Source organism: Actinoplanes sp. NPDC020271, assembly GCF_044388125.1.
Lineage (GTDB): Bacteria > Actinomycetota > Actinomycetes > Mycobacteriales > Micromonosporaceae > Actinoplanes.
In genome coordinates this window covers 149,504-169,843 of record NZ_JBIRWQ010000017.1, presented here as the reverse complement: position 1 = coordinate 169,843, position 20,340 = coordinate 149,504, and the positions used below count along the sequence as shown (strand labels likewise).

15 protein-coding genes are annotated in these 20,340 nt (G+C 69.9%); 6 read left to right on the top strand and 9 right to left on the bottom strand.

From position 1 onward, the window contains the following. Positions 1-12: 12 nt before the first annotated feature. Together ACH442_RS31420 and ACH442_RS31415 are read right to left on the bottom strand one after the other, a co-directional pair. Positions 13-2,316, bottom strand: a complete 2,304-nt coding sequence (locus ACH442_RS31420; RefSeq protein ID WP_396341743.1) for an Ig-like domain-containing protein — start codon at positions 2,314-2,316, stop codon at positions 13-15. A gap of 77 nt (positions 2,317-2,393) precedes the next feature. Further along, complete coding sequence (locus ACH442_RS31415; RefSeq protein WP_396341742.1) at positions 2,394-3,116, bottom strand: helix-turn-helix domain-containing protein; 723 nt, start codon at positions 3,114-3,116, stop codon at positions 2,394-2,396. Positions 3,117-3,340: 224 nt separating this feature from the next. Between ACH442_RS31415 and ACH442_RS31410 the strand changes: the two genes are divergently transcribed. From ACH442_RS31410 to ACH442_RS31400, 3 genes are all read left to right on the top strand, one after another. After that, complete coding sequence (locus ACH442_RS31410; RefSeq protein ID WP_396341741.1) at positions 3,341-4,003, top strand: DUF4097 family beta strand repeat-containing protein; 663 nt, start codon at positions 3,341-3,343, stop codon at positions 4,001-4,003. 13 nt (positions 4,004-4,016) lie between these two features. After that, the gene (locus ACH442_RS31405) at positions 4,017-4,961 is read left to right on the top strand and encodes an ATP-binding cassette domain-containing protein (RefSeq protein WP_396341740.1); all 945 of its coding nucleotides are present in this window, start codon (positions 4,017-4,019) and stop codon (positions 4,959-4,961) included. Positions 4,962-5,034: 73 nt separating this feature from the next. Further along, on the top strand, positions 5,035-5,817 hold the full coding sequence (locus ACH442_RS31400) for an ABC transporter permease (protein ID WP_396341739.1): 783 nt from the start codon (positions 5,035-5,037) through the stop codon (positions 5,815-5,817). A gap of 61 nt (positions 5,818-5,878) precedes the next feature. On the opposite strand, the gene ACH442_RS31395 is transcribed toward ACH442_RS31400, so the two are convergent. Together ACH442_RS31395 and ACH442_RS31390 are read right to left on the bottom strand one after the other, a co-directional pair. Continuing rightward, positions 5,879-7,909: a YncE family protein gene (locus ACH442_RS31395; protein WP_396341738.1), complete on the bottom strand. Its 2,031-nt coding sequence runs from the start codon at positions 7,907-7,909 to the stop codon at positions 5,879-5,881. Positions 7,910-8,056: 147 nt separating this feature from the next. After that, positions 8,057-9,658: a chitinase gene (locus ACH442_RS31390; RefSeq protein WP_396341737.1), complete on the bottom strand. Its 1,602-nt coding sequence runs from the start codon at positions 9,656-9,658 to the stop codon at positions 8,057-8,059. A 208-nt stretch (positions 9,659-9,866) separates the two neighbouring features. Here ACH442_RS31390 and ACH442_RS31385 point away from each other — a divergent pair, with 208 nt between their 5' ends. Next, positions 9,867-12,890 (top strand): EAL domain-containing protein, encoded by a 3,024-nt coding sequence (locus ACH442_RS31385; RefSeq protein ID WP_396341736.1) that lies wholly within the window; start codon positions 9,867-9,869, stop codon positions 12,888-12,890. A gap of 60 nt (positions 12,891-12,950) precedes the next feature. Here ACH442_RS31385 and ACH442_RS31380 read toward each other — a convergent pair whose 3' ends face one another. Further along, complete coding sequence (locus ACH442_RS31380; protein ID WP_396341735.1) at positions 12,951-13,322, bottom strand: sensor histidine kinase; 372 nt, start codon at positions 13,320-13,322, stop codon at positions 12,951-12,953. Between the two features lie 192 nt (positions 13,323-13,514). On the opposite strand from ACH442_RS31380, the gene ACH442_RS31375 reads away from it, so the two are divergent. Then, entirely contained in the window at positions 13,515-15,107 is a 1,593-nt protein-coding gene (locus ACH442_RS31375; protein WP_396341734.1) for a beta-1,3-glucanase family protein, read from the top strand. Between the two features lie 219 nt (positions 15,108-15,326). Here ACH442_RS31375 and ACH442_RS31370 read toward each other — a convergent pair whose 3' ends face one another. Both ACH442_RS31370 and ACH442_RS31365 read right to left on the bottom strand, forming a co-directional pair. Next, a complete protein-coding gene (locus tag ACH442_RS31370) occupies positions 15,327-15,815 on the bottom strand; it encodes a Pycsar system effector family protein (RefSeq protein WP_396341733.1) in 489 nt (162 codons plus the stop codon). Between the two features lie 481 nt (positions 15,816-16,296). Further along, positions 16,297-16,455 carry a hypothetical protein gene (locus ACH442_RS31365; RefSeq protein ID WP_396341732.1) on the bottom strand — a complete coding sequence of 53 codons (159 nt, stop codon included), beginning with the start codon at positions 16,453-16,455 and terminating at the stop codon, positions 16,297-16,299. 179 nt (positions 16,456-16,634) lie between these two features. Between ACH442_RS31365 and ACH442_RS31360 the strand changes: the two genes are divergently transcribed. Continuing rightward, positions 16,635-17,612, top strand: coding sequence for a TIGR01777 family oxidoreductase (locus ACH442_RS31360; protein WP_396341731.1), 978 nt, complete (start codon positions 16,635-16,637; stop codon positions 17,610-17,612). Here the strand turns inward: ACH442_RS31360 and ACH442_RS31355 are convergent. Next, positions 17,576-19,516 (bottom strand): BTAD domain-containing putative transcriptional regulator, encoded by a 1,941-nt coding sequence (locus ACH442_RS31355; protein WP_396341730.1) that lies wholly within the window; start codon positions 19,514-19,516, stop codon positions 17,576-17,578. The two genes, ACH442_RS31360 and ACH442_RS31355, sit on opposite strands and share 37 nt — an antisense overlap. 26 nt (positions 19,517-19,542) lie before the next feature. Beyond that, positions 19,543-20,334: an SDR family NAD(P)-dependent oxidoreductase gene (locus tag ACH442_RS31350; RefSeq protein ID WP_396341729.1), complete on the bottom strand. Its 792-nt coding sequence runs from the start codon at positions 20,332-20,334 to the stop codon at positions 19,543-19,545. Positions 20,335-20,340 lie beyond the last annotated feature (6 nt).

Genomic DNA, 20,340 nt, shown 5'->3' with positions numbered 1-20,340 from the left:
ACGTCGGCAGAATCAGCGGCGGTACGTCCGCTTGGGCGACAGCTTGGCGTTACCCGCCTTGTCGTAGACGCGCAACTGGACCGTGAACGACCTGCCGTACTTCTTCGGGTTGATCGTGAAACCCCAGCCGGCCTTGGTGTCGGTCGCGACGCGCTTGCCGTTGACCAGCAGCTCGACCCGCCCGATCCCGTTCTTGTCGCCGGCGTTGACCGTGACCCCGAAGTTCCGGGTCTGGCGCGACCCGTTGCGCGGCGCGCTCTTCAGCGACACGGCCGGCGCGGTGTTGTCGACGATCACCGTGCGCCAGAAGTTCGCGACGTTCCCGAACCGATCCGAGACCTGCCAGGCAACCCGCTTCGGGCCGTCCTTGCCGGAGCTCACCCGCGCCGACGACCGGGAACCCTCCAGCTGCACCGGCGCCAGAAGCTTGCTGTACCCCTTGCCGATCGGGTCGTCGACCGTGACCGACGTGACGAACGACGTGCCCCGGACCAGCGTGTTCTCCGCCGGGTAGACCAACGTCCGGCTGACGTTCCGGTCGAGGGCCACCGGGAACGACTTCGACGCGGAGTTGTCGGCCGCATCCCACACCGTCAGCTCAACCGTGGGAACCAGAATCGTCGAGCCGCTCGCGTCCCAGTCGAAGCGCGGCGTGTTCGCGCTCATGCCGCCGACGACCGTCCAGGAGGTACGGACGATCGGGAACTCGCTGGTCGCCGTGTACTCCAGGTGGTTCAGGGGGCCGGCCGAGCCGGTGCCGGTGTCCAGCCGGATCGAGCCCCACGGGCCGACGTTGTTCACCTGCTGAATGACCGGGCGCACCTCGCGCACGACGTAGCCGGTCTTCACCTCCCAGACGTTGCCGACCCGGTCCTCAGCCACGAACGTCGGTGACGCGGTACCGCTCGACGCGGTCCAGGTGCTGGTCCATGGCTCCGCAGCGGGCGGGACCGGCAGGCTGTGCCCATCGGCCCACACCGACTTGGTGTCGGCCGGCAGGTCGTTGAGCGTGATGGTCACCGTGCCCGAGGGCACCACCGACTTCGGCGCCGGCGACACCGTGAACCGCGGGGCGGTCCGGTCGACGTGCACCGGGACCATGACCGGGTCGCTGACCGTCCCGCCCGCATCGGTCGCCGTGAGCGTGAGCACGTTGTCGGTCACCCTGTCCTCGGCCGCCTGCTGGGTCACCGTGCACGACCAGCGGTCCGACGAGGTCTGCGGCACGCAGCTGCCGGTCACGGCCGCGGGCGCGCCCGTGACGTGCAGGCCGGCGACCTTGTGGTTGTCCGTCACCCGCGGCTGGAACGAGATCTTGTCGGGAACGGTCGTGTTCGCCTCCAGGCCGGCATCCTCGATCACCGGCTTCACCTCGTCGGCCACGATGTCGACGGTCACCGGCGTCTTGTTGTTCGACACGTCCGTGTCGTCGCTGAAGCGCTCACACGTGCACTCGGGATTGACCTCGACCCACCCCGCGGCGGCGCCGGCAACGGACTTGTCGATCCGCAAGGTGACTTTCCAGGTCTTGGCCTCGCCCACCTTGAGCAGGTACGCGGTCTGGCACAGGGCCCACACCGCGGTCACCCGGTAGCACCCGGGCGCGCTGAGGACGGAAGTCCCCTCCGGGGCCCGCATGACGACGTTGCCGGCCCCGATACCGGCCCGGCTGAAGTCGAGGGTCGCCGGGCCGGCGTTGCGCACGCCCATCTCGGTCTCCACCGTGTCACCGACCAGGCCGGCGACCGTGCCACCGATGGCGACCAGGTCCGTGCCCCGGTCACCGGTCACCGTCGCGGTGACCCGCTGCCCGTTGCCGTCGGTGCTCTCGCCGATCCGGTCACCCTCCTGCAACCGCACGGCGGCACCGGTGCCCGGGACCCCCGCGGCGATGTGCCCGGACGCGGGAAGCCACTGGAAGAAGGCTTCCTGGACACTCGGCGCACGGGTGTCCGCCCGTACCCGGAACGGCATGACCAGCCGGTACGACTTGCCCGGCGCCAAGGTCTGGTCGAAGACACACGCCCGGGCCTGGCCGTCGCCGGTGTACTCACAGTTCGAGAACCTCTCCAGGTCCTCGAAGGCCCAGACGGTGTCGAACGTGACGACGGCGCCGTCGACGGCGGTGTCGCCGAGGTTGGTCACCGACAGCGTGAGGTCGGAACGTTCACCCGGCGCGGCGCTGAAATCCTGCGTCGCACCGGCGATCAGAGCCGGTTCGTCCGCCGCGTGAGCCGGGACGCTCAAGCCGGCGGTCGACAGTGCGGTCGCGGTCAGGCCGGCGAGTGCCCAGCGAAGAACGGATGGGTAGGGCAAAGGGTTCCTCCCCCGCAGGAAGATCTGTCGCGAGGCATGTTAAAGATCTTCACAGGAGTCCGTTACCCCCCCTCCGATCACATCTTGATCTTGTCCGACTCCGTGAAGAGGACGTCACGGGCCTGCTCGGCCGAGCGCATGATCGCCTCACTGACGAATTCGAGGAATCGGGCGACATTCTCCAGCCGCACGGCGGCCGGACTGCCCGGCCCCAGCGCACCACCGCCCTGCCGGGCGATCTCGGCAAGCCGCAGGTTGGCCTGCGCGCTGGCGACCGTCGACTGGTACCACAGCTCGTTGTCGACGCTGTAGCGCTCGCGGCGGCGCTCGTCGCGCTCGCGGCGGACCAGGTCCTGACTCTCCAGGAACGCGATCGACTTGGAGATCGTCGCCGGGCTGACCTCGAGGTGCTGGGCCAGCTCGGCCGCGGTGCGGGTGCCCGAGTCGCTGACGAAGATGCAGGCCAGCACGCGCGACATCATCTTGGCCAGGCCGGACTGGATGAAGACGGTGGTCAGCGTCTCCTCATACGCCCGGACGGCCTCGGCGTCGCGACCGGCCGGCTGCGCGGGCGTCTCGCCCCGGGCCGCGCCCGGGCGGCGCTGACGGGAGCGACGCTCGGTGGCGTGGTGGGCCAGCTCGGCGCGGTAGCCGCCCGGGCCGCCGTTGCGCATCACCTCGCGCGTGACCGTCGAGGTCGGACGATCCAACCGGCGGGCGATCTCCGCGTAGGCGAGGCCGTCGGCCAGCCCGGCCGCGATCTGCTGACGTTCCTGCTGGCTGAGCCTGCCGCCCGGCATGCGATCTCCTCGGTACGTGGTGCGGGACGCCGCCAGCATAGCGTTCACTCTCACTCCATTGCAACGAATAGACGGGTCGCGTTGCATTCCATTCAGTTCCATTGCAACGATTTATTCGCCCTGAACTGGGGTTTCACTGGATAAGTGCAACGAGTCTGTTGCCAGCTTCTCGAACGCAACGTAGCGTTTCCTACATCGGAAACAAGGCATCGAAGGAGAAGGCAGTGAACAAGTTCGACACCACCGCCCCGATCACCGCCGTCGTCGACATCCCGGCCGGCCGCATCCAGGTCATCGCCGCCGACCGGTCCGACACCGTCGTCGAGGTCCGGCCGGTCGACGCCTCGAAGAACCGGGACGTCACGGCCGCCGAGGAGACCCGGGTCGAGTTCGCCGACGGGGTCCTGCGGGTCGAGTCCACCGCCAAGAACCAGGTCTTCGGCAGCTCCGGCTACATCGAGGTGACCGTCCGGGTGCCGGCCGGCTCGCGGGTCGAGGCCAAGGCGGCCGCCGCGGACCTGCGCGGCGTCGGCCGGCTCGGCGACGTGACCTACGAGGCCGCGCAGGGCGAGATCAAGCTCGACGAGGTCGCCGGGCTGCGGTCCACCACCGCCGCCGGAAACGTGACGGTCGGCCGGCTCAACGGTCCCGCCGAGATCACCACCAGCAAGGGCGACCTGCGGGTCACCGAGGCCGTCAGCGGCACGGTCACCCTCAGCACCCAGTCCGGCTCGATCACGATCGGCGCGGCCCAGGGCGTCTCGGCCGCCCTCGACGCCCGCACCGGCTACGGCCGGATCAGCAACGGCCTCAAGAACGACGGCGCGACCGGGCTCGACATCCACGCCACCACCTCGTACGGCGACATCGCCGCTCAGAGCAACTGAAGGAGCCCCGGACATGACGAACCTGGCCATCGCAGCGGAAGGGCTGCGTAAGTCGTACGGCGAAAAGGTCGTTCTCGACGGGGTCGACATCGCCGTACCGGAAGGATCGATCTTCGCTCTTCTGGGGCCGAACGGCGCCGGCAAGACGACCGCCGTGAAGATCCTCTCCACGCTTCTCTCCGCCGGCCCCGCCTCGGGCGGGATCCGGATCGGCGGTCACGACTTGGCCGCCGACCCGCAGGCGGTGCGCGCCGCGATCGGGGTCACCGGTCAGTTCTCCGCGGTCGACGGCCTGATCACCGGCGAGGAGAACATGCGGCTCATGGCCGACCTCCACCACCTGTCCCAGGACCAGGGGCAGCGGGTCACCGCCGAACTGCTGGAGCGCTTCGACCTGGTGGAGGCGGCGCGGAAGCCGGCCTCCACCTACTCCGGCGGCATGAAACGCCGCCTCGACCTTGCGATGACGCTGGTCGGCCGCCCGCGGATCATCTTCCTCGACGAGCCGACCACCGGCCTCGACCCGCGCAGCCGGCACAACATGTGGCAGATCATCCGCGAGCTGGTCGCCTCCGGCGCCACGGTCTTCCTCACCACGCAGTACCTGGAGGAGGCCGACGAGCTCGCCGACCGGATCGCGGTACTCGACGACGGGAAGATCGTCGCCGAGGGCACCGCCACCGAACTGAAACGGCTCGTCCCGGGCGGCCACGTCCGGCTCCGCTTCACCGACCCGGCCACCTACCAGAGCGCGGCGGCGGCCCTGCCCGGCGCTGCCCGCGACGACGAGTCGCTGTCGCTGCAGATCCTCAGCGACGGCAGCCAGCGCGCCCTGCGCTCGGTGCTGGACCGGCTCGACTCGGCCGGCATCGAGGCCGACGAGCTGACCGTGCACACCCCCGACCTCGACGACGTGTTCTTCGCCCTGACCGGAAAGCTTGAGGAGACAGTTCGATGAGCGAGCTTGCAAGCGAATCCAGCGGCACAGTGTTCAACTCGTCGCGGCGCCGGAGCGCAGCGGAGGTGGCACGATGAGCACCCTTTCGCTGGCCGTCCGCGACTCGTCGACGATGCTGCGCCGCAACCTGCTGCACGCCCGCCGCTATCCGTCGCTGACGCTGAACCTGCTGCTCACCCCGATCATGCTGCTGCTGTTGTTCGTCTACATCTTCGGCGACACCCTGGGCGCGGGGCTCGGCGGCGGCAGATCGGAGTACATCGCGTACCTGGTGCCCGGCCTGCTGCTGATGACCATCGGCAGCACGGTGATCGGCACCGCGGTCTCGGTCTCCACCGACCTGACCGAAGGCATCATCGCCCGCTTCCGCACCATGGCGATCCACCGCGGCTCGGTCCTCGTCGGCCACGTCATCGGCAGCGTCCTGCAGTCGGTGGCCAGCGTCGTCCTGGTCGGCGCGGTCGGGGTGGCGATCGGTTTCCGCTCCACGGACGCCACCGTGCTGGACTGGCTCGGCGCCTTCGGGCTGCTGGTGCTCTTCGCCCTCGCGCTCACCTGGATCGCCGTCGGCATGGGCCTGATCAGCCCGAGCGCCGAGGCGGCCGGCAACAACGCGATGCCGCTGATCCTGCTGCCGCTGCTGTCCAGCGCGTTCGTCCCCGTCGACAAGATGCCCGGCTGGTTCCAGCCGATCGCCGAGTACCAGCCCTTCACGCCGGCCATCGAAACCCTGCGCGGCCTGCTCCTCGGCACCCCGATCGGCCACAACGGCTGGCTCGCCGTCGCCTGGTGCGCCGGCCTGGCGATCCTCGGCTACTTCTGGGCCACCGCCAGGTTCAACAACGACCCGGAGTGACAGATCAAGATCGGAAGGACCTGACCGGCGTACGCGGTCAGGCCCTTCCGTGCGTCCGGTCCTACTTGGTGAAGGTGAAGTAGCGGTACGGCCCGAACGTGGTCACGTTCGCGGTGTCGCTGGTCCGGTTGGCAATGTAAGCCGACCGCACGCGGTACCGGACGCCGGTGGAGTGGGTGCCCTTGAGCTCACGCACCGACTTGCCGGCCGAGCTGAGCGAGTAGTAAGCCTCGCCCCACAGCTTCCACCGGCCCCGGGTATAGACGTCGATCTGGAAGTACTGCCTCCGGCCCGGGTAGGGGTTGATCGTCGTGGTGAACACCGGGTTCTTCGTCCGGCGGAAGTAGTAGTACGAGGTCGAACCGATCTTCCCGGTCTTGTACTGCTTGGCGACCGTGAGCCCGACGCTCGCCCGGGTGCGGACGGCCGACCGCATCGTCTTGGCCGGGGTGAAGTCGTCCCCGGGGAAGACGGCCGTGACCGTCGTGTTCCGGGTCAGCTTGAGGCCGGCGGTGAACACGCCCCGGCTGTCGACGACGCCCGCCCGCACCAGCCGGTTCGGCTGGTCGCTGCCGTCCGGGTCGGCCCAGATCTGCACCTCCCGGCTGCGGCTGGTCGCGCCGAGCCGGGCAGTGAAGGTGACCGTCGTCCCGTACGCCCAGGTACTGCCGTCGCGGTCGAGCGTCAGCGTGGTCGGCTGGGTGACGCCGGCCGGTAGCGCCGCGGACGCCGTCGCCCCGGCGAACTTCTCGTCGCCCGGGATGCTGACCGTGTAGGTGATCGTCCCGGCCACCGTCGGCGCATCATAAAACTGGAGCCGGCCCGACTCCGGCACGGTCTGCGGGCCGACGCGCTGCCCACCCGGCGTGGCCGGGTCGAAGCGGGTGATCACCAGCGGAAGGCCGGCCGGCACCGGGTCGGAGATCCTGCCCACGACGGTGTACGACTGACCGATCTCGGCCCGGGCCGGGGCCGTGAGGTGGATGGTCACCGGTGTCTTCGCCGGGTCGTTGAGCACCTGCAGCGTCAGGACCGGGTCACGGTTCCAGGCGTCGGTGGAGGACTTGTAGCCGATCCCGAACAACCGCTGCCCGCCCGGCTCCCACGCCGCCACCCCGGCGGGCGAGGTGAGGTCGAGCGAGACGTTCACGTACCCGTTCACGTCGCGCACCGGTTGGAGGTCGAGCTCCTTGACCGCAGCAACCGTCCCGGGCTGGTAGAGCGCGATCGCCTTCTGCGGGCTGTGCCGGCCGCCGTTGACCACCGCGAAGGTGTTGTCGTCACGCACCGCCACCGCGCCCGGGAAGGCGTCGGCCGGCTGATAACTCTCGACCGTGGACAGGTCCGTGGAGGACAGCGCGATGACGGTGCTCTGGATCGCGGTCACGATCAACCGGCTGCCGTCCGAACTGAACGCCAGGTCGCGGCCACCGCCGCCGCCACCCGGACCGCTGATCGCGCGGTGCGCCACCTCGGTCGGCGGATCGGTCGAGACGTCGAGAAGGGCGACCGTGCTTGTCGGCGACCCGCCCTCCATGGTGGCGATCAGGTCGGGGTCGGCCGGTGAAGTGACGATCTTGGGGGCGAAGTCCCACCACTGGCCGCTGGAGCCGGCCGGCGCGTCCGGCCGGTGGACGACCACCGGGGCCGGGCCGGACAGGTCGAGTGAGCCCAGCCCCTCCCGGCCCTCGCCGAACCAGATCTTGCCGCCCGCCGCGGCCAGCGTCTGCGGCGCGCCACCGGTGTCGTAGGTGGCCGTCCGGGCCGAGGTCGCCGGGTCGATCGCGACGATCTTGCCCGCGTCCGGCATCGCGGCGTAGAGCCGGTCGGTGAGCATCAGGTCACCCACGCCGGGCAGGCCGTCGGTGGTCGCCAGGATGTCGCCCGCGTAGTCGATGGTGAGCACCCGGCCGCCGGCCGGATCACTGATGAAGATCCGCTGATGGGGACCGTCGACGACCAGGTCGCCGAGCGAGGTGTTGGGGAGCCGGACAGCCGAGTCGGCCGCGGCCGGCCCGGTCGAGAGTTGGAGCGCCACCGCGGTGGCCCCGGTCAGAACGGCCACGGAAACGGCCGCTGGGATCGAACGCACCCGCGCAGATTACACACACGTCGATCCGGTGGCGACCCGACGTCGAGCGTGGACTTCCGGCAACGGCGGCCGAATGGCGGGAAAACACGGTGCCCGCGACGATGAGGTCGCGGGCACCGGCCGTACGGAAATGCGAATTAATTGATGTTAATTTGCTGATGGCTCGCCCGGGACATTGAAGAGCGGAAGCCATGCGTCGTCGGCGTCGATCGGGAATTCGGTCGACGGGACCTCGTCCTTGACGGCCCACCGCGCCTCGTAGGGCAGGCCCTCGAAGAGGACGCGGTCGCCGCGCTTGTAGCTGGTGCCGGAGGTCCACGCCTTGGTGACGCCGGTGACCGTCGCGGTCGGTTTCGGAGCCTTCTCGACCGGGCTGACCGGGCCGATGACGGACCAGGCGGTCTGTGTGCCGGCGACCGGTGCCGCGGACGGGTCGATGCCGGAGTTGGCCCACTTGGCCTCGTAGACCACGCCGTGCCAGACCACCTTGTAGCCGGCGGTGTAGAGGGCGGTGAGGCGCCAGATCGGGTACGGGCTGGTCTTCGGGTCGTCGACGCTCGCCGTCTGGTCCGGGATGTCGACCGCTTCGGCGCTGCTGTTCGCGGCCTTGCCGGGCAGGCCGGCGAAGATCTTCGAGAAGGCCAGCGAGTCCTGGTCGACGCCGCTGCAGGTGTTGGAGTGCACGACGACGTTGGCGAACGTGCCCTGGCAGGCGGCGTCCCGGTTCAGCGACCACATCGAGACCCGGCCGAGGCCCTTGTCGACGGCGAAGCCGGCGAGGCCCTGAGCGTCGTCGAGGGTGAAGCGCTCGGCGTCGATGTCGTTCTGGCCGATCATCGGGGTGGCCCCGATCAGTGACCAGGCCTGCGGCGACGTGAGCTTCTTGCCGAGCTGCAGGTACAGGTCGGTGAGCTGCTTGTGGGTGCCGTTCAGGGCGCTGGTGCTCAGCGACAGCATGTCCGGGTTCTTGTCGCCGTTGTTGAAGTCCATCGTCATCACGTTGACGCCGCGCAGGGCGACGCCGCCGGCCAGCATGCCGCGGACCAGGCTGACTCCGTCGGCGGTCAAGCCGTCCGGCGTGACCGGGAGGGTCAGCCACACGTCGAGGGACCTGCCGGCCGACTGGCGTTCTTTCTGGACCGCCGCGACGGCGGTGACCCGGCGCGCGAGCGAGGCCTGGTCGGCGACGGCGGTGCCTTCGATGTCCAGGTCGAGGGTCTTCACGTCGTACCGTTTGACCAGCTCACGGTACGCGTCGATGAGCTTTTCCTGGTCGGCGCAGGCGACCGCGAGCTCTTTGTTGCTGAGCCCGCCCAGGCTGAGCGTGATGTCGCCGCCGGACTGGCGCAGCTGGTCGATGCGGCGGTCGAGTTCGAGCGTCTTGGCCGCGCCGTCCAGCGTGTACGCACCGCCCCAGCTCGGGGTGCACGTGTTCTTGGGGTCGGCGACGACGAAGCCGAGCGCGACGTTCCGGGCCGGGTTCGCGGTGGGGTCCTGGAACTGGAACGTCGGGGTCAGCGTGACGTCGACGTACGGAACGGCCCAGGATTTAGCGGTCGGGCCGGCGGTGTCCCGCAGGTGGATCACGCCCATGGTGCCGCCGGCCCCGATCAGGCCGAGCGCAAGCACGAGGACTCCCAGTCTCGTCCACGACAGGCGGCGACGCGGCTGCTCCGGCTCCTGCCAATCCGGGTCGGCGAGCGGATCGTAATCCGGCCGCACGGCTACGGGTGTGGCGCGGTCCGTCATGAAAGCCCTTTCCTATTTTTCAAGTCGTCACACGCTGGCGCACCCGAGCGATTTTTGCGATCGGGCGAAAGGACGACGGCAGGGCAGACGCGGGACCCATGGTTCCAATCTGGAATCGGGAGCGCCAAATCATGCGCGCGCAATGACAATTCGGCCCGGGCATCGCCAATCGATGCCCCGAAAACAGCATCGAAAGGCCCAAAAACGCATGCCACGCACACAGGCGGACGAGCGTAAGCCGGACGCCAAGCGCCAATGGGGGGCCGACCGGAGGACGGAACCTCATCCGATCGTCCCGCCCCCGGTCTCCGAAGGCAGGATCACCCGCGGCCGGCTCGCCATCGTGGTGACCATCACGGTCTGGGCCTGTTACATCGCTTACACGATCTTCCAGCAGTTCATCGAGGGTCATGCCTCCACCGCCCGGCTGGGCGTCGAGGCGATCGTCTACATGCTGGTCATCACCGGGCTGGCGGCATCCGCGATCGCCTACCTGATCACGCGGATCGGCTACTTCTACCGCGGGCGGGGCCACCAGCGCGCGCCGCGGATCATGCTCGACGAGTTCATCGGCGGGAAGACTCCGAGTCTTACGGTTCTGGTCCCCTCATATCAGGAGGACGAGCGGACCAACCGCAACACGCTGCTCTCGGCCGCGCTCCAGGAGTACCCCGGCCTGCGGGTGACGCTGCTGATCGACGACCCGCGGACGCCGAAGACCCGGGCCGCCCGGGACATGCTGCTCGCCGCCCGCGCGCTGCCCGGCAAGATCGAGGCCGAGCTGAAGGTGCCGTTCCACCGGGTCTCCGGTGCGTTCGCCAGCTTCGACGAGCAGGTGCGGTACCGCGGTGGCTATCTGGTCGTGCCGGACGACATGCGGCGGCTCTCCGACGAGTACCAGTTCGCCTCGAACTGGCTCTACGAGCTCGGCGCCAAGCAGGACCTGGTCGACCACACCGACACGTTCTTCGTCGAGCACATCCTGCACCCGCTCGCCGCGGACCTGGGCCAGATCGCGGGCGCGCTCAACAAGGGCGCGGACGAGCAGGTCGCGCTGCCGATGGCCCGGATGAACCAGCTCTACCGGCGCCTGCTGGCGATCTTCGACGCGCAGGTGACCAGCTTCGAGCGCAAGAAGTACGTGTCGCTGTCGCACGAGCCGAACAAGGCGATGAACCTCAACAGCTACATCGGGCTGATGGGCGGCGCGTACCAGGAGATCTCCACGCCGCTGGGCACCGCGCTGGTCACGGCCGGCCCGAACCGCGCCGACCTGGTCGTGCCGAACCCCGACTACGTGCTGACGCTCGACGCGGACAGCGTGCTGCTTCCCGAGTACGCGCTGCGCCTGGTCCACCTGATGGAGCAGGGCGCGTTCGCGCAGACCGCGGTGTCGCAGACCCCGTACAGCGCCTATCCCGGATCGGCGACCCGCGTGGAGCGGATCTCCGGTGCGACCACCGACATCCAGTACATCGTCCACCAGGGCATGACCCATTACGGGGCGACGTTCTGGGTGGGGGCCAACGCCGTACTGCGGAAGAAGGCCCTCGATGAGATCTGTGAGGTCTCCTACGAGGGTGACTGGGAGATCAAGCGCTACATCCAGGACCGGACGGTCATCGAGGACACCGAGTCGACGATCGACCTCGGGGTCAACGGCTGGACGCTGCACAACTACCCCGAGCGGCTCGCCTACAGCGCGACCCCGCCGGACTTCGGGTCGCTCGCCATCCAGCGGCAGCGCTGGGCCAACGGCGGCCTGCTGATCCTGTCCCGGCTGAAGGACCAGTTCCGGGCGAAGTCGAAGCGCGAGGACAAGAACCGCTTCGGCGAGTACTTCCTGCGGGTCAACTACATGGCCTCCATCTTCTGGAGTTCCGTGTGCCTCGTGGTCATGCTCGTCTACCCGTTCAACAACGACCTGCTCAACCCGATCCTGCTGCTGGTCTCGGTGCCGTACTTCTTCATGATGGCGGCCGACCTGAAGCACCTGGGTTACAAGCGCTCCGACATGCTGCGGATCTACGGCTTCAACCTGATCCTGCTGCCGGTCAACCTGTCCGGCAGCATCGCCTCGCTGCTGCAGCTGCTGACCGGTGAGAAGAGCAACTTCAAGCGCACGCCCAAGGTTCGCGACCGCACCACGGCCGCCAGCAGTTATCTGCTGCTCCCGCTGGCGCTGATCGCGCTCTGCGTCTACACGGTGTGGCACGACATCCAGCTGCGCCAGTGGAACAACCTGGTCTTCGCCGGCCTGAACCTGCTGCTCTCGACGTACGCCATGATCGCGTTCGTCGGGCTCGGCAACACCGTCGTCGACCTGGTGACCCACCTGCGCGACTGGCTGGTCCCCCCGGTCAAGCCGAAGAAGGTCAAGAAGGCGAAGGCCAAGAAGGCGGACGTGGCCGCGGCGGCCAAGCCGGCCGCGGTCGGTGACTGGGCGCAGGTGCTGCACTACCGCCAGGAGCACGGCGCCACCGCCGGGCAGGTCACCGTGCGGCTGCAGCGCTCCGACACCGGCGCGTGGAAGACCGACAAGTCGAAGTCGTCGTCGACCCGGGCGCACCTCTTCGAGGAGTTCAGCTTCTTCACGGTGTTCCAGCCGGTCTACAACATGGTCAACGGGCACGTGGTCGGGTACGAGGCGCTCACCCGCTTCGCCGACGGCAGCAACCCGAAGGACAGTCTGGGAGCGGCCCAGCAGCGGGGCGTGCACATCGCGCTGGACGCCGCACTGGTCCAGGCGGCGATCGCGTCGTCGCAGTCGCTGCCGAACGGCACCTGGCTGGCCGTCAACGTCTCGGCCGACCTGCTGAACCGTCCGCACGAGCTGATGCCGCTGCTCGCCGAGGCCAAGCGCCCGCTGGTCGTCGAGGTCGGCGCCGCCGCCCCGGAGGAGATCGCCCCGCTCGGCGGGGTACGGATCGCGATCGACGACCTCGGCGCCGGTTACGAGACGCTGGCCAAGCTCGAGTCGGTACGCCCGGCCTTCCTCAAGCTGGGGATGGAGACGCTGCAGGGCCTGGAGAACGAGACCGCTCGCCAGGCCGCGATCCGGACGCTGGCCGAGTTCGCCGACCAGCACGGCTGCACGGTGATCGCGGAGGGGATCGAGACGGCCGCCCAGCGGGACGCGCTGGTGGCCTGCGGGGTGCCGTTCGGCCAGGGCTTCTACCTGGGCAAGCCGGTTCCGGTCGAGCGTCTGCTGGCCGGGGTCGGCGGCTGGTAGCCGATGCAGCTGTGATGTGACTGGTGGCCGCCTCGGCACTTCGAGGCGGTCACCGTTCGTTCACGGCCACCGTCTCCGCCCCGCGGCCCGTTCCCGGATCCCGACGATCCCGTGCCCCTTCCCGTCGGTCCGCTGTGGACCGCGGCCGTCATCGGGCACCGTGAGAGCCAGCTCGTCGCCACTCCAGTCGACGGTCACGGTGACCGTTTTTGCGCGCGCGTGTTTCAGCACGTTGGTCAGTGCCTCCTGAACGATCCGGTATGCCGCGACCTCGGCGCCCGGCGGCACCGCGCCCGGCCGTCCGCGCGCGCTCAGTGTGACCGAGGTCGATCCCACCTGGGCGACCTGGTCGACCAGCCCGGCCAGGTCGGCGAGCGTGGGCTGCGGCGCGCGGGCACCCTCGGCCCGGCGTCCAGCACGCCGAGGATCCACCGCAGTTGCGCCATCGCGTCACGCCCGGCCTCGGCGATCGCGTCAAAGGCCTCTTCGGTACGGGCGGCGCCCTGTTCACATCACGGAAACATTGACAACCGCCAACTCTAAAGAAGACTATCTGAGAGCGCTCTCTCGACTGCTCCCCGACGTCGCAGGGCACCCTGGCGCATCCACCCCCGAGGAGTCCCCATGTCCACGAAATCGAGGCTGCTCAGCGCGCTCGCCGCGCTGGTCGCGGCCATCCCGCTCGGTGCGGCGGCAACCGCCGCACCAGCCCAGGCGGTCGGCCCGAACCTGCTGCCGTTCACCGTCACCAACAGCACCGGGCGCGGCGACGCCGTCTATCTCTATGTCATCGGCGTTAACCTGACCACCGGCAAGCTCGGCTACGTCACCGCCGGTGGCACGTTCAACGCCTGGCCGGCCGGCTCGCTGCCGCCGTCGGCCGCGCCGGACGTCGCGATCGGCGGCCCCGGCAACGGCGGCAGCAGCACCGTGCAGCTGCCACGCAACTTCTCCGGCCGGCTCTACATGTCGCTCGGCGCGAAGCTGAAGTTCTTCCTCACCCCGGACGGCCTGGTCCAACCGGCGCCGTGGGCCTCCGGCGACCCGAACCACGACATCCTCTTCGACTGGAGCGAGTTCACCTACAACGACTCCGGCCTGTGGCTCAACAGTTCACAGGTCGACATGTTCGCCGTCCCGCACGTGGTGACCGTCTCCGGCAGCGACGGCACGAGGAGCACCGGCGCGGTCGTCGCCAACGGCCGGCAGAACGTGATCGATCAGATCCGGGCGCAGTCGGGCTGGGCGAACACCGTGGTCACCCGCTCGGACGGGACCGTGCTGCGGGTGCTCGCGCCGGGCAAGGCGGCCGGGGCGGGACTGTTCAGCAACACTTACCTCGACTCGTACATCACCAGCGCGTGGAACGCCTACGCGAGCAAGACGCTTACCGTCGTGCCGTTCGGGGATCAACCCAACACCAAATACTTCGGCCGTACGTCGGGTAGCACCATGATCTTCACGAACAGCTCCGGGGCGCAGGTCGCCTCGTTCAACAAGCCGTCGAGCGCGAACGTCTGGGGCTGCGACGGCAATCTGGCCGCGCCGAACGACCTGGTCGTGGGACCGATCGCACGGACGCTGTGCGCGGCGCTGAACCGGGGCACCCTCGGCACCATCGACACGCAGCCGGGCGGCACCGCGGCTGACTTCTACAAGAGCAACCCGGCCAACCAGTACGCGCGGGTCATCCACGCGAACATGGCGGACGGGAAGGCGTACGCGTTCGCCTTCGACGACGTACAGAATCAGGAATCTCTCGTCTACTCGAACAACCCTTCGTCGGCCGGGGTCACGCTCTCGCCGTTCACCGGCGGGGGCACCGGTTCGACCAGCGGGTTCACCCTGGTCGGCCCGGGCGGCAAGTGCGTCGACGTGGCCGGTGACGACATCGGCGGGGACGGCGCCGCGGTGCAGCTCTGGGACTGCCAGTCCTACGCCAAGGACCAGCACTGGGCCTGGACCGGCCAGTCGCTGACCACGCTCGGCCGGTGCCTCGACATCGCCGGCGGCGGCACCGCCAACGGCACCGTCCTGCAGCTGCACGACTGCACCGGCAACGCGGCGCAGACCTGGGTCGCCAACAGCAACGGCAGCTTCAGCAACCCGCAGTCCGGCCGCTGCATCGACTCGCCGTCCGGCAACACCGCCAACGGCACCCGCCTGCAGATCTGGGACTGCAACGGCACGGCCGCCCAGAAGTTCGTCAAGGGCTGACGGTCCGGCCGTGTGCCGAGGCCCGGCCGAGTGCGAGGCGGCCGGCGGGGTGGCCGCCTTCCTCCTGATCCGTAAGGCCCGCAAGCAGGGCACCTGGCGCTGACCCGGTCGGCCTCCCGGGCCGTCCACATCCTCACGATGTGGGCGGCCCGGCCGTGTTCGGCGATCCGGCTCGGTCGCTGCCGATCGTCGCTGCCCACGGGATGACCCACGGGGCGGTCAGGTGAGCACCACGATCATCACCAGCAGGAAACCGGCCATCGTCGCGATCAGCGCGGCCTGCATGAGCCGATGCTTGAGCCAGTTGACCCGGGACATCGCCACCAGCTGCAACGCGACCTGTTCCACCTGCTCGGCCACGGTGAGCCGGAGCAGCTGACCGGCCAGATCCCCGGCCGCGCGCCGGCGCAGATCCCCGAAGAAGATCGTGCCGCTGCGCCGGCCCCCGAGCACGGGGAACACCACCGCCGCGGCGAGCAGCCCGGCCACCGCGCAGAGCACCACGGCCACGACCAGCGTCGTCAGCCGCGGACCGGTCAGCACCGGGACGACGCTGACCTTCTGCGCCCGGGCCGTCAGCATCGCCCCCAGGATCACCCCGTCGAGCGCCAGCAGGATCGACGCCTTGGTGTCGACCTTGCCGGCCCAGCTCTCCTGCGCCGCGTGTGCACGCCAGGCAATATCGAGATTCGTGCGCGCACGTTCCATTTCGAAAACCTTTCCCGGTACGGCTTTATCAACCGTCTCCGGAGAACGCTGATTCTGCCTCATGCCTGAAGGAATATCACGCGCCCGCCACGCGAATCCCGTCCAGAAACATGAAACACAAGTGGCTGTACGACCGTACCCTCAAGCCGTCGTCCTTTCGTCTCTGCGCTGCCACCTGCATGGCGTTCCGGGCACGCCGGTCCGTCTCGCGGAGCTGGTCGAATCACCGGTTTCGGGCATGAAACACACAGGGCAACATCGGAGACGCAACCGGAACGGCGGCGATAGTCACCATTTGGTCACACCCCGGAACAGATCCCGAAGATTCCGGCTTTCGCGGTTACCGGAATTCGGATCTTGCAGTTGGCTTGCAGCGGAAGAATGCGGATTCCGGTTCGGTGACAGGAGTGTGAAAGGCAGGGAATGCCGCGCGAGGACGTACCGCCGGCCGTCGGCTAGTACTTTCCGTCGATGCTCGCGGCTACCGTGCGGCGGACGGCCGGCGCAGCGACCGCCGCACGCTGTCCGGCGGCCCGGCCCCGGACAGCGCGGCCGACTCGGCCGGGCCGAACCAGTCGGGCCGGAGAACCGAACCGTCCTCCCGACCGTCGCCGCAGATCCCGATCAGGTCGAGGATCACGCCGCGCCACGATCGGCGTGCGAGCGGTCACCATGACCCTTGTGGTCGGCCGATCTCTCCCCAGTCATGCCGGGAATCGGCAGGTCACAACGGTAGGTGAGTCCGGTTGAGCAGTTGCTCAAATACGCCTATGCTTCGGTTTGAGCGACCGCTCAACCACCATCAGGCGAGGGGGCTCCATGAAGGTCGTCATCCCGGGCGGAACCGGTCAGGTCGGCACGATCCTGGATCGGGCGTTGACCGCGGAGGGCCACGACGTGGTCGTGCTGACCCGCTCACCGAGGGGCCAGCGACAGATCCGCTGGGACGGCTCGACCCTCGGCGACTGGGCGGCCGAGATCGACGGCAGCGACGTGGTCATCAACCTGGCCGGCCGCAGTGTGAGCTGCCGGTACACCAGGGAGAACCTCGAAGCCATGATGAGTTCGCGGGTCGAGTCGGCCCGCGTGGTCGGTGACGCCATCGCCGCGGCGGCCCGGCCACCCCAAGTGTGGCTGCAGATGAGCACCGCGACGATCTACGCGCACCGCTTCGACGCGCCCAACGACGAGGTCGGCGGCCTGATCGGCGGCCACGAGCCGGGAGTGCCCGGCTACTGGTCCTACAGCGTCGAGATCGCCCGGAACTGGGAGGCCGCGCAGGAACAGGCGGCGACCCCGCACACGCGCAAGGTCGCCCTGCGATCGGCCATGGTGATGAGCCCCGACCGCGGGGGCGTCTTCGACGTGCTGAGCCGGCTCGCGCGCCTCGGCCTGGGCGGGCCGGTCGCCGGTGGCCGTCAGTTCGTCTCCTGGATCCACGACCATGACTTCGTCCGCGCTGTCCGTTTCCTGATCGAGCGCGACGACCTCACCGGGCCGGTGAACCTGGCCGCGCCCACGCCGCTGCCGCAGCGCGAGTTCATGCGGGAGCTGCGGTCGGCCTGGCGGATCCCGTTCGGCCTGCCCGCCACCCGGCAGATGGCCGAGGTCGGCGCGTTCGCGCTGCGGTCCGACACCGAGCTGCTGCTGAAGAGCCGGCGCGTCGTGCCCGGCCGGCTCACCGCTGCGGGCCTGACCTTCGAACACCCGCAGTGGCGTTCCGCGGCCGCCGATCTCGTCGCTCGCCGGCGCCCGGCCGGTCAGGACCGCAGGGCGGTGTCGAGCGCGGCCAGGTGATCCGCGACGGACCCGACCGTCAGCGTCCCGCTCGCTGCGCCGGCCCACTCGGCCGCCGCCGGGGTCAGCGCCCGCCGGGCCCGGATCATCGCGGTCCGGTCGCGGGCGACGATCGCGGCCCGCCCGAACACCCCCCACAACGCCTCGGCGAGCAGGTCAGCGGGCGGGTCGGGCACGTCGGCGAGCACCACCCGGCCGGGTTCGAGCAGGGGGCGCACCCACGGTTCGTACGGACCCCACTCGTCGTTCCCGGTGTCGAACGGCAGGCCGCGGCGCAGGCGCAGGCCGAGCAGCGCCAGCGGCAGCAGGCCGTCGCGCATGCCGGGCATCCCGGACTGGTCCAGCCGGGCCGCCGCGGCACGGTACAACTCCTCGGCCCGCGTGACCGGCACCTGCTCGGCCAGGTCGGCGCGTAACGCCCGGTACCACTGGGTGAACACGCCGACCAGCGGGCGCTCGTGCCGTCGGGCCAGGTCGTCGGCCGCGCGGGCGTGCTCGTCGGCGCGGCCGAACCCGGCCACCGCGCAACTCGACTGCAGACGAATCAGGTGGCCGAGAACCTCCATGTTGGTCAGATCGTGCCGGCGCGCCAGGTCTACCAGCTCGGCGCCGATCCGATCGCGGCGCACCGACCCGCCGGTGGGGTGACAGCTCTGCATGAACACGCCGTTCAACGCGAACGCGAGCAGCGCGGGGTCGTCCGAGCGGCGGGCGATCGCCTCGGCCTGCCGGGCGCACTCGCGCGGCCCGGGGTCATGAGTGCCGCGTGACTCGAGGGCGACGGTGGCGAGCAGCCGGGCCCGTACCACATCGTGGTCTTCTGCCGGAAGGGCCGCGAGCGCGCGTCCCGCGGCGGCGACGATGCCGGCAGCCTGGTCCGCGTCGTCGGCGCGGGGCCAGATCGCCGGTACGTCGTAGGCCCCGATCACCCGCGCGGTCAGCTCCGGATCGCCGAGCTGCTCGGCGGCGGCGACCGCGGCTCCCCGCTGCTCGCGAGCCGCCGCCAGCCCGCCGGCCCCGGTGACGGCGAGGTTGCGCAGCAGTCCGATCGCCGATTCCAGGCGCACCCGGGCACCGCCGCCGGTCACCCGGTCGTAGGCGGAGGCGGCCCGCCTCAGCACTTCACCGGCCGGATCGAAGGCATCCGGGCGGTCCAGCCGCGGATCCTGCCGCAGGATGCCGGTCTCCAGGGCCCGCAGCGCCGGGCCGGGGTCCACGCCGAGGTGGCCGGCGAGCAGCTCACGCGCCCGGCGCAGCACGGCGAGCGCGTCACCCTGCCGGTCGGCCCGGTACAGCGCCAGGGCCAGCAGGTGCCAGCCCCGCTCACGCCACGGATGCGCGGTGACGTGCTCGTCGAGATCCGGGACCACCTCGGTGGCCCGGCCCAGGCCGAGGCCGGCCTCGGCGCGCAGCTCGACGGCCTGCAGGCGCAGCTCGGCGAGGCGGGAACGGTCGGCGCGGGGCCAGGCGGCGTCCGGGAAGTCGGCATACGCGGGACCGCGCCACCAGGCGAGCGCCGCGTCCAGCCGGGCCAGGGTCGCGGCCGGATCGGCTGTGCCGGGCGGGGCGACCGCCCGCTCGAACCGCCAGGCGTCCACCTGATCGGTCGCGCACTTCAGCGCGTACCCCGGTCCCTGAGTGACCAGCAGGGTCGCCGGCGCCCGCGGCGGACGACCGGGTTCGATCACCCGCCGCAGCGCCGCGACGAAGGTCCGCACGGCGGCCACCGCGCCGTCCGGAGGCGAAACCCAGAGATCATCGACCAGAGCATTCACCGGCACGACCCGGCCCCGTGCCACCAGCAGCCGGCCCAGCACAGCGCGGTGCATCGGGCCTCGGAGCGCGACCGGCCGACCCTCGGCATCCTCGGCGACCACCGGCCCGAGAACGCCGAATCGGATCACCTCGCCACGCTACTCCGGCGGCCGGGTCACAGCAGCGTCGTCAGCACACCCCCGTCGACGCGCACGGCGGAACCGTTGATCGCGGACGCGACCGGGCTGGCGAGGAAGGTGACCGCGTTCGCGATCTCGGCCGGTTCGATGAAGCGCCCCAGCAGCGACGTCCGGTTGGCGCCGATGATCGCCGCCTTCATCTGCTCCTCGGGGATCGACTGCGCGGCGGCCAGCGCCCGTACGGTATCGGCGACACCGTCGGAGTAGGTCGGGCCACCCAGCACCGAGTTCACGGTGACCGCGGTCCCCCTGGTCAGCTTCGCGAGCCCGTTGCCGACCGCGAGCATCGCCGTCTTGGACGTGCCGTAATGGATCATGTCGGCGGGCACGTCGACCCCGGACTCGCTGCTGACGAAGACGATCCGCCCCCACCCGCGGTCGAGCATCGCCGGCAGCAGCCGCCGGGCGAGCCGGACCCCGCTGAGCACGTTGACCTCGTGATAGCGCCGCCAGTCGTCGTCGGAGATCTGCTCGAAGGCCTTGAGCTCGAAGAGCCCGACGTTGTTGACCAGGATGTCCACGCTCGGAAGCCGGTCGCACAGCCGATTGACGTCGTCCTCGTCGGCGAAGTCGGCCGGCACGCCGCTGACCGACGCGCCGGGCACCTCGCGCCGCAACGCCTCGACCGCCGCGGCCAGCCGCACCGGGTCGCGACCGTTCAGGATCACCTCGGCGCCCTCACCGGCCAGCGCCTCGGCGATCGCGTGACCGATGCCCCGGCTGGAGCCGCTGACGAACGCCGTCTTGCCACTGAGCTTCAGGTCCACGTGTCC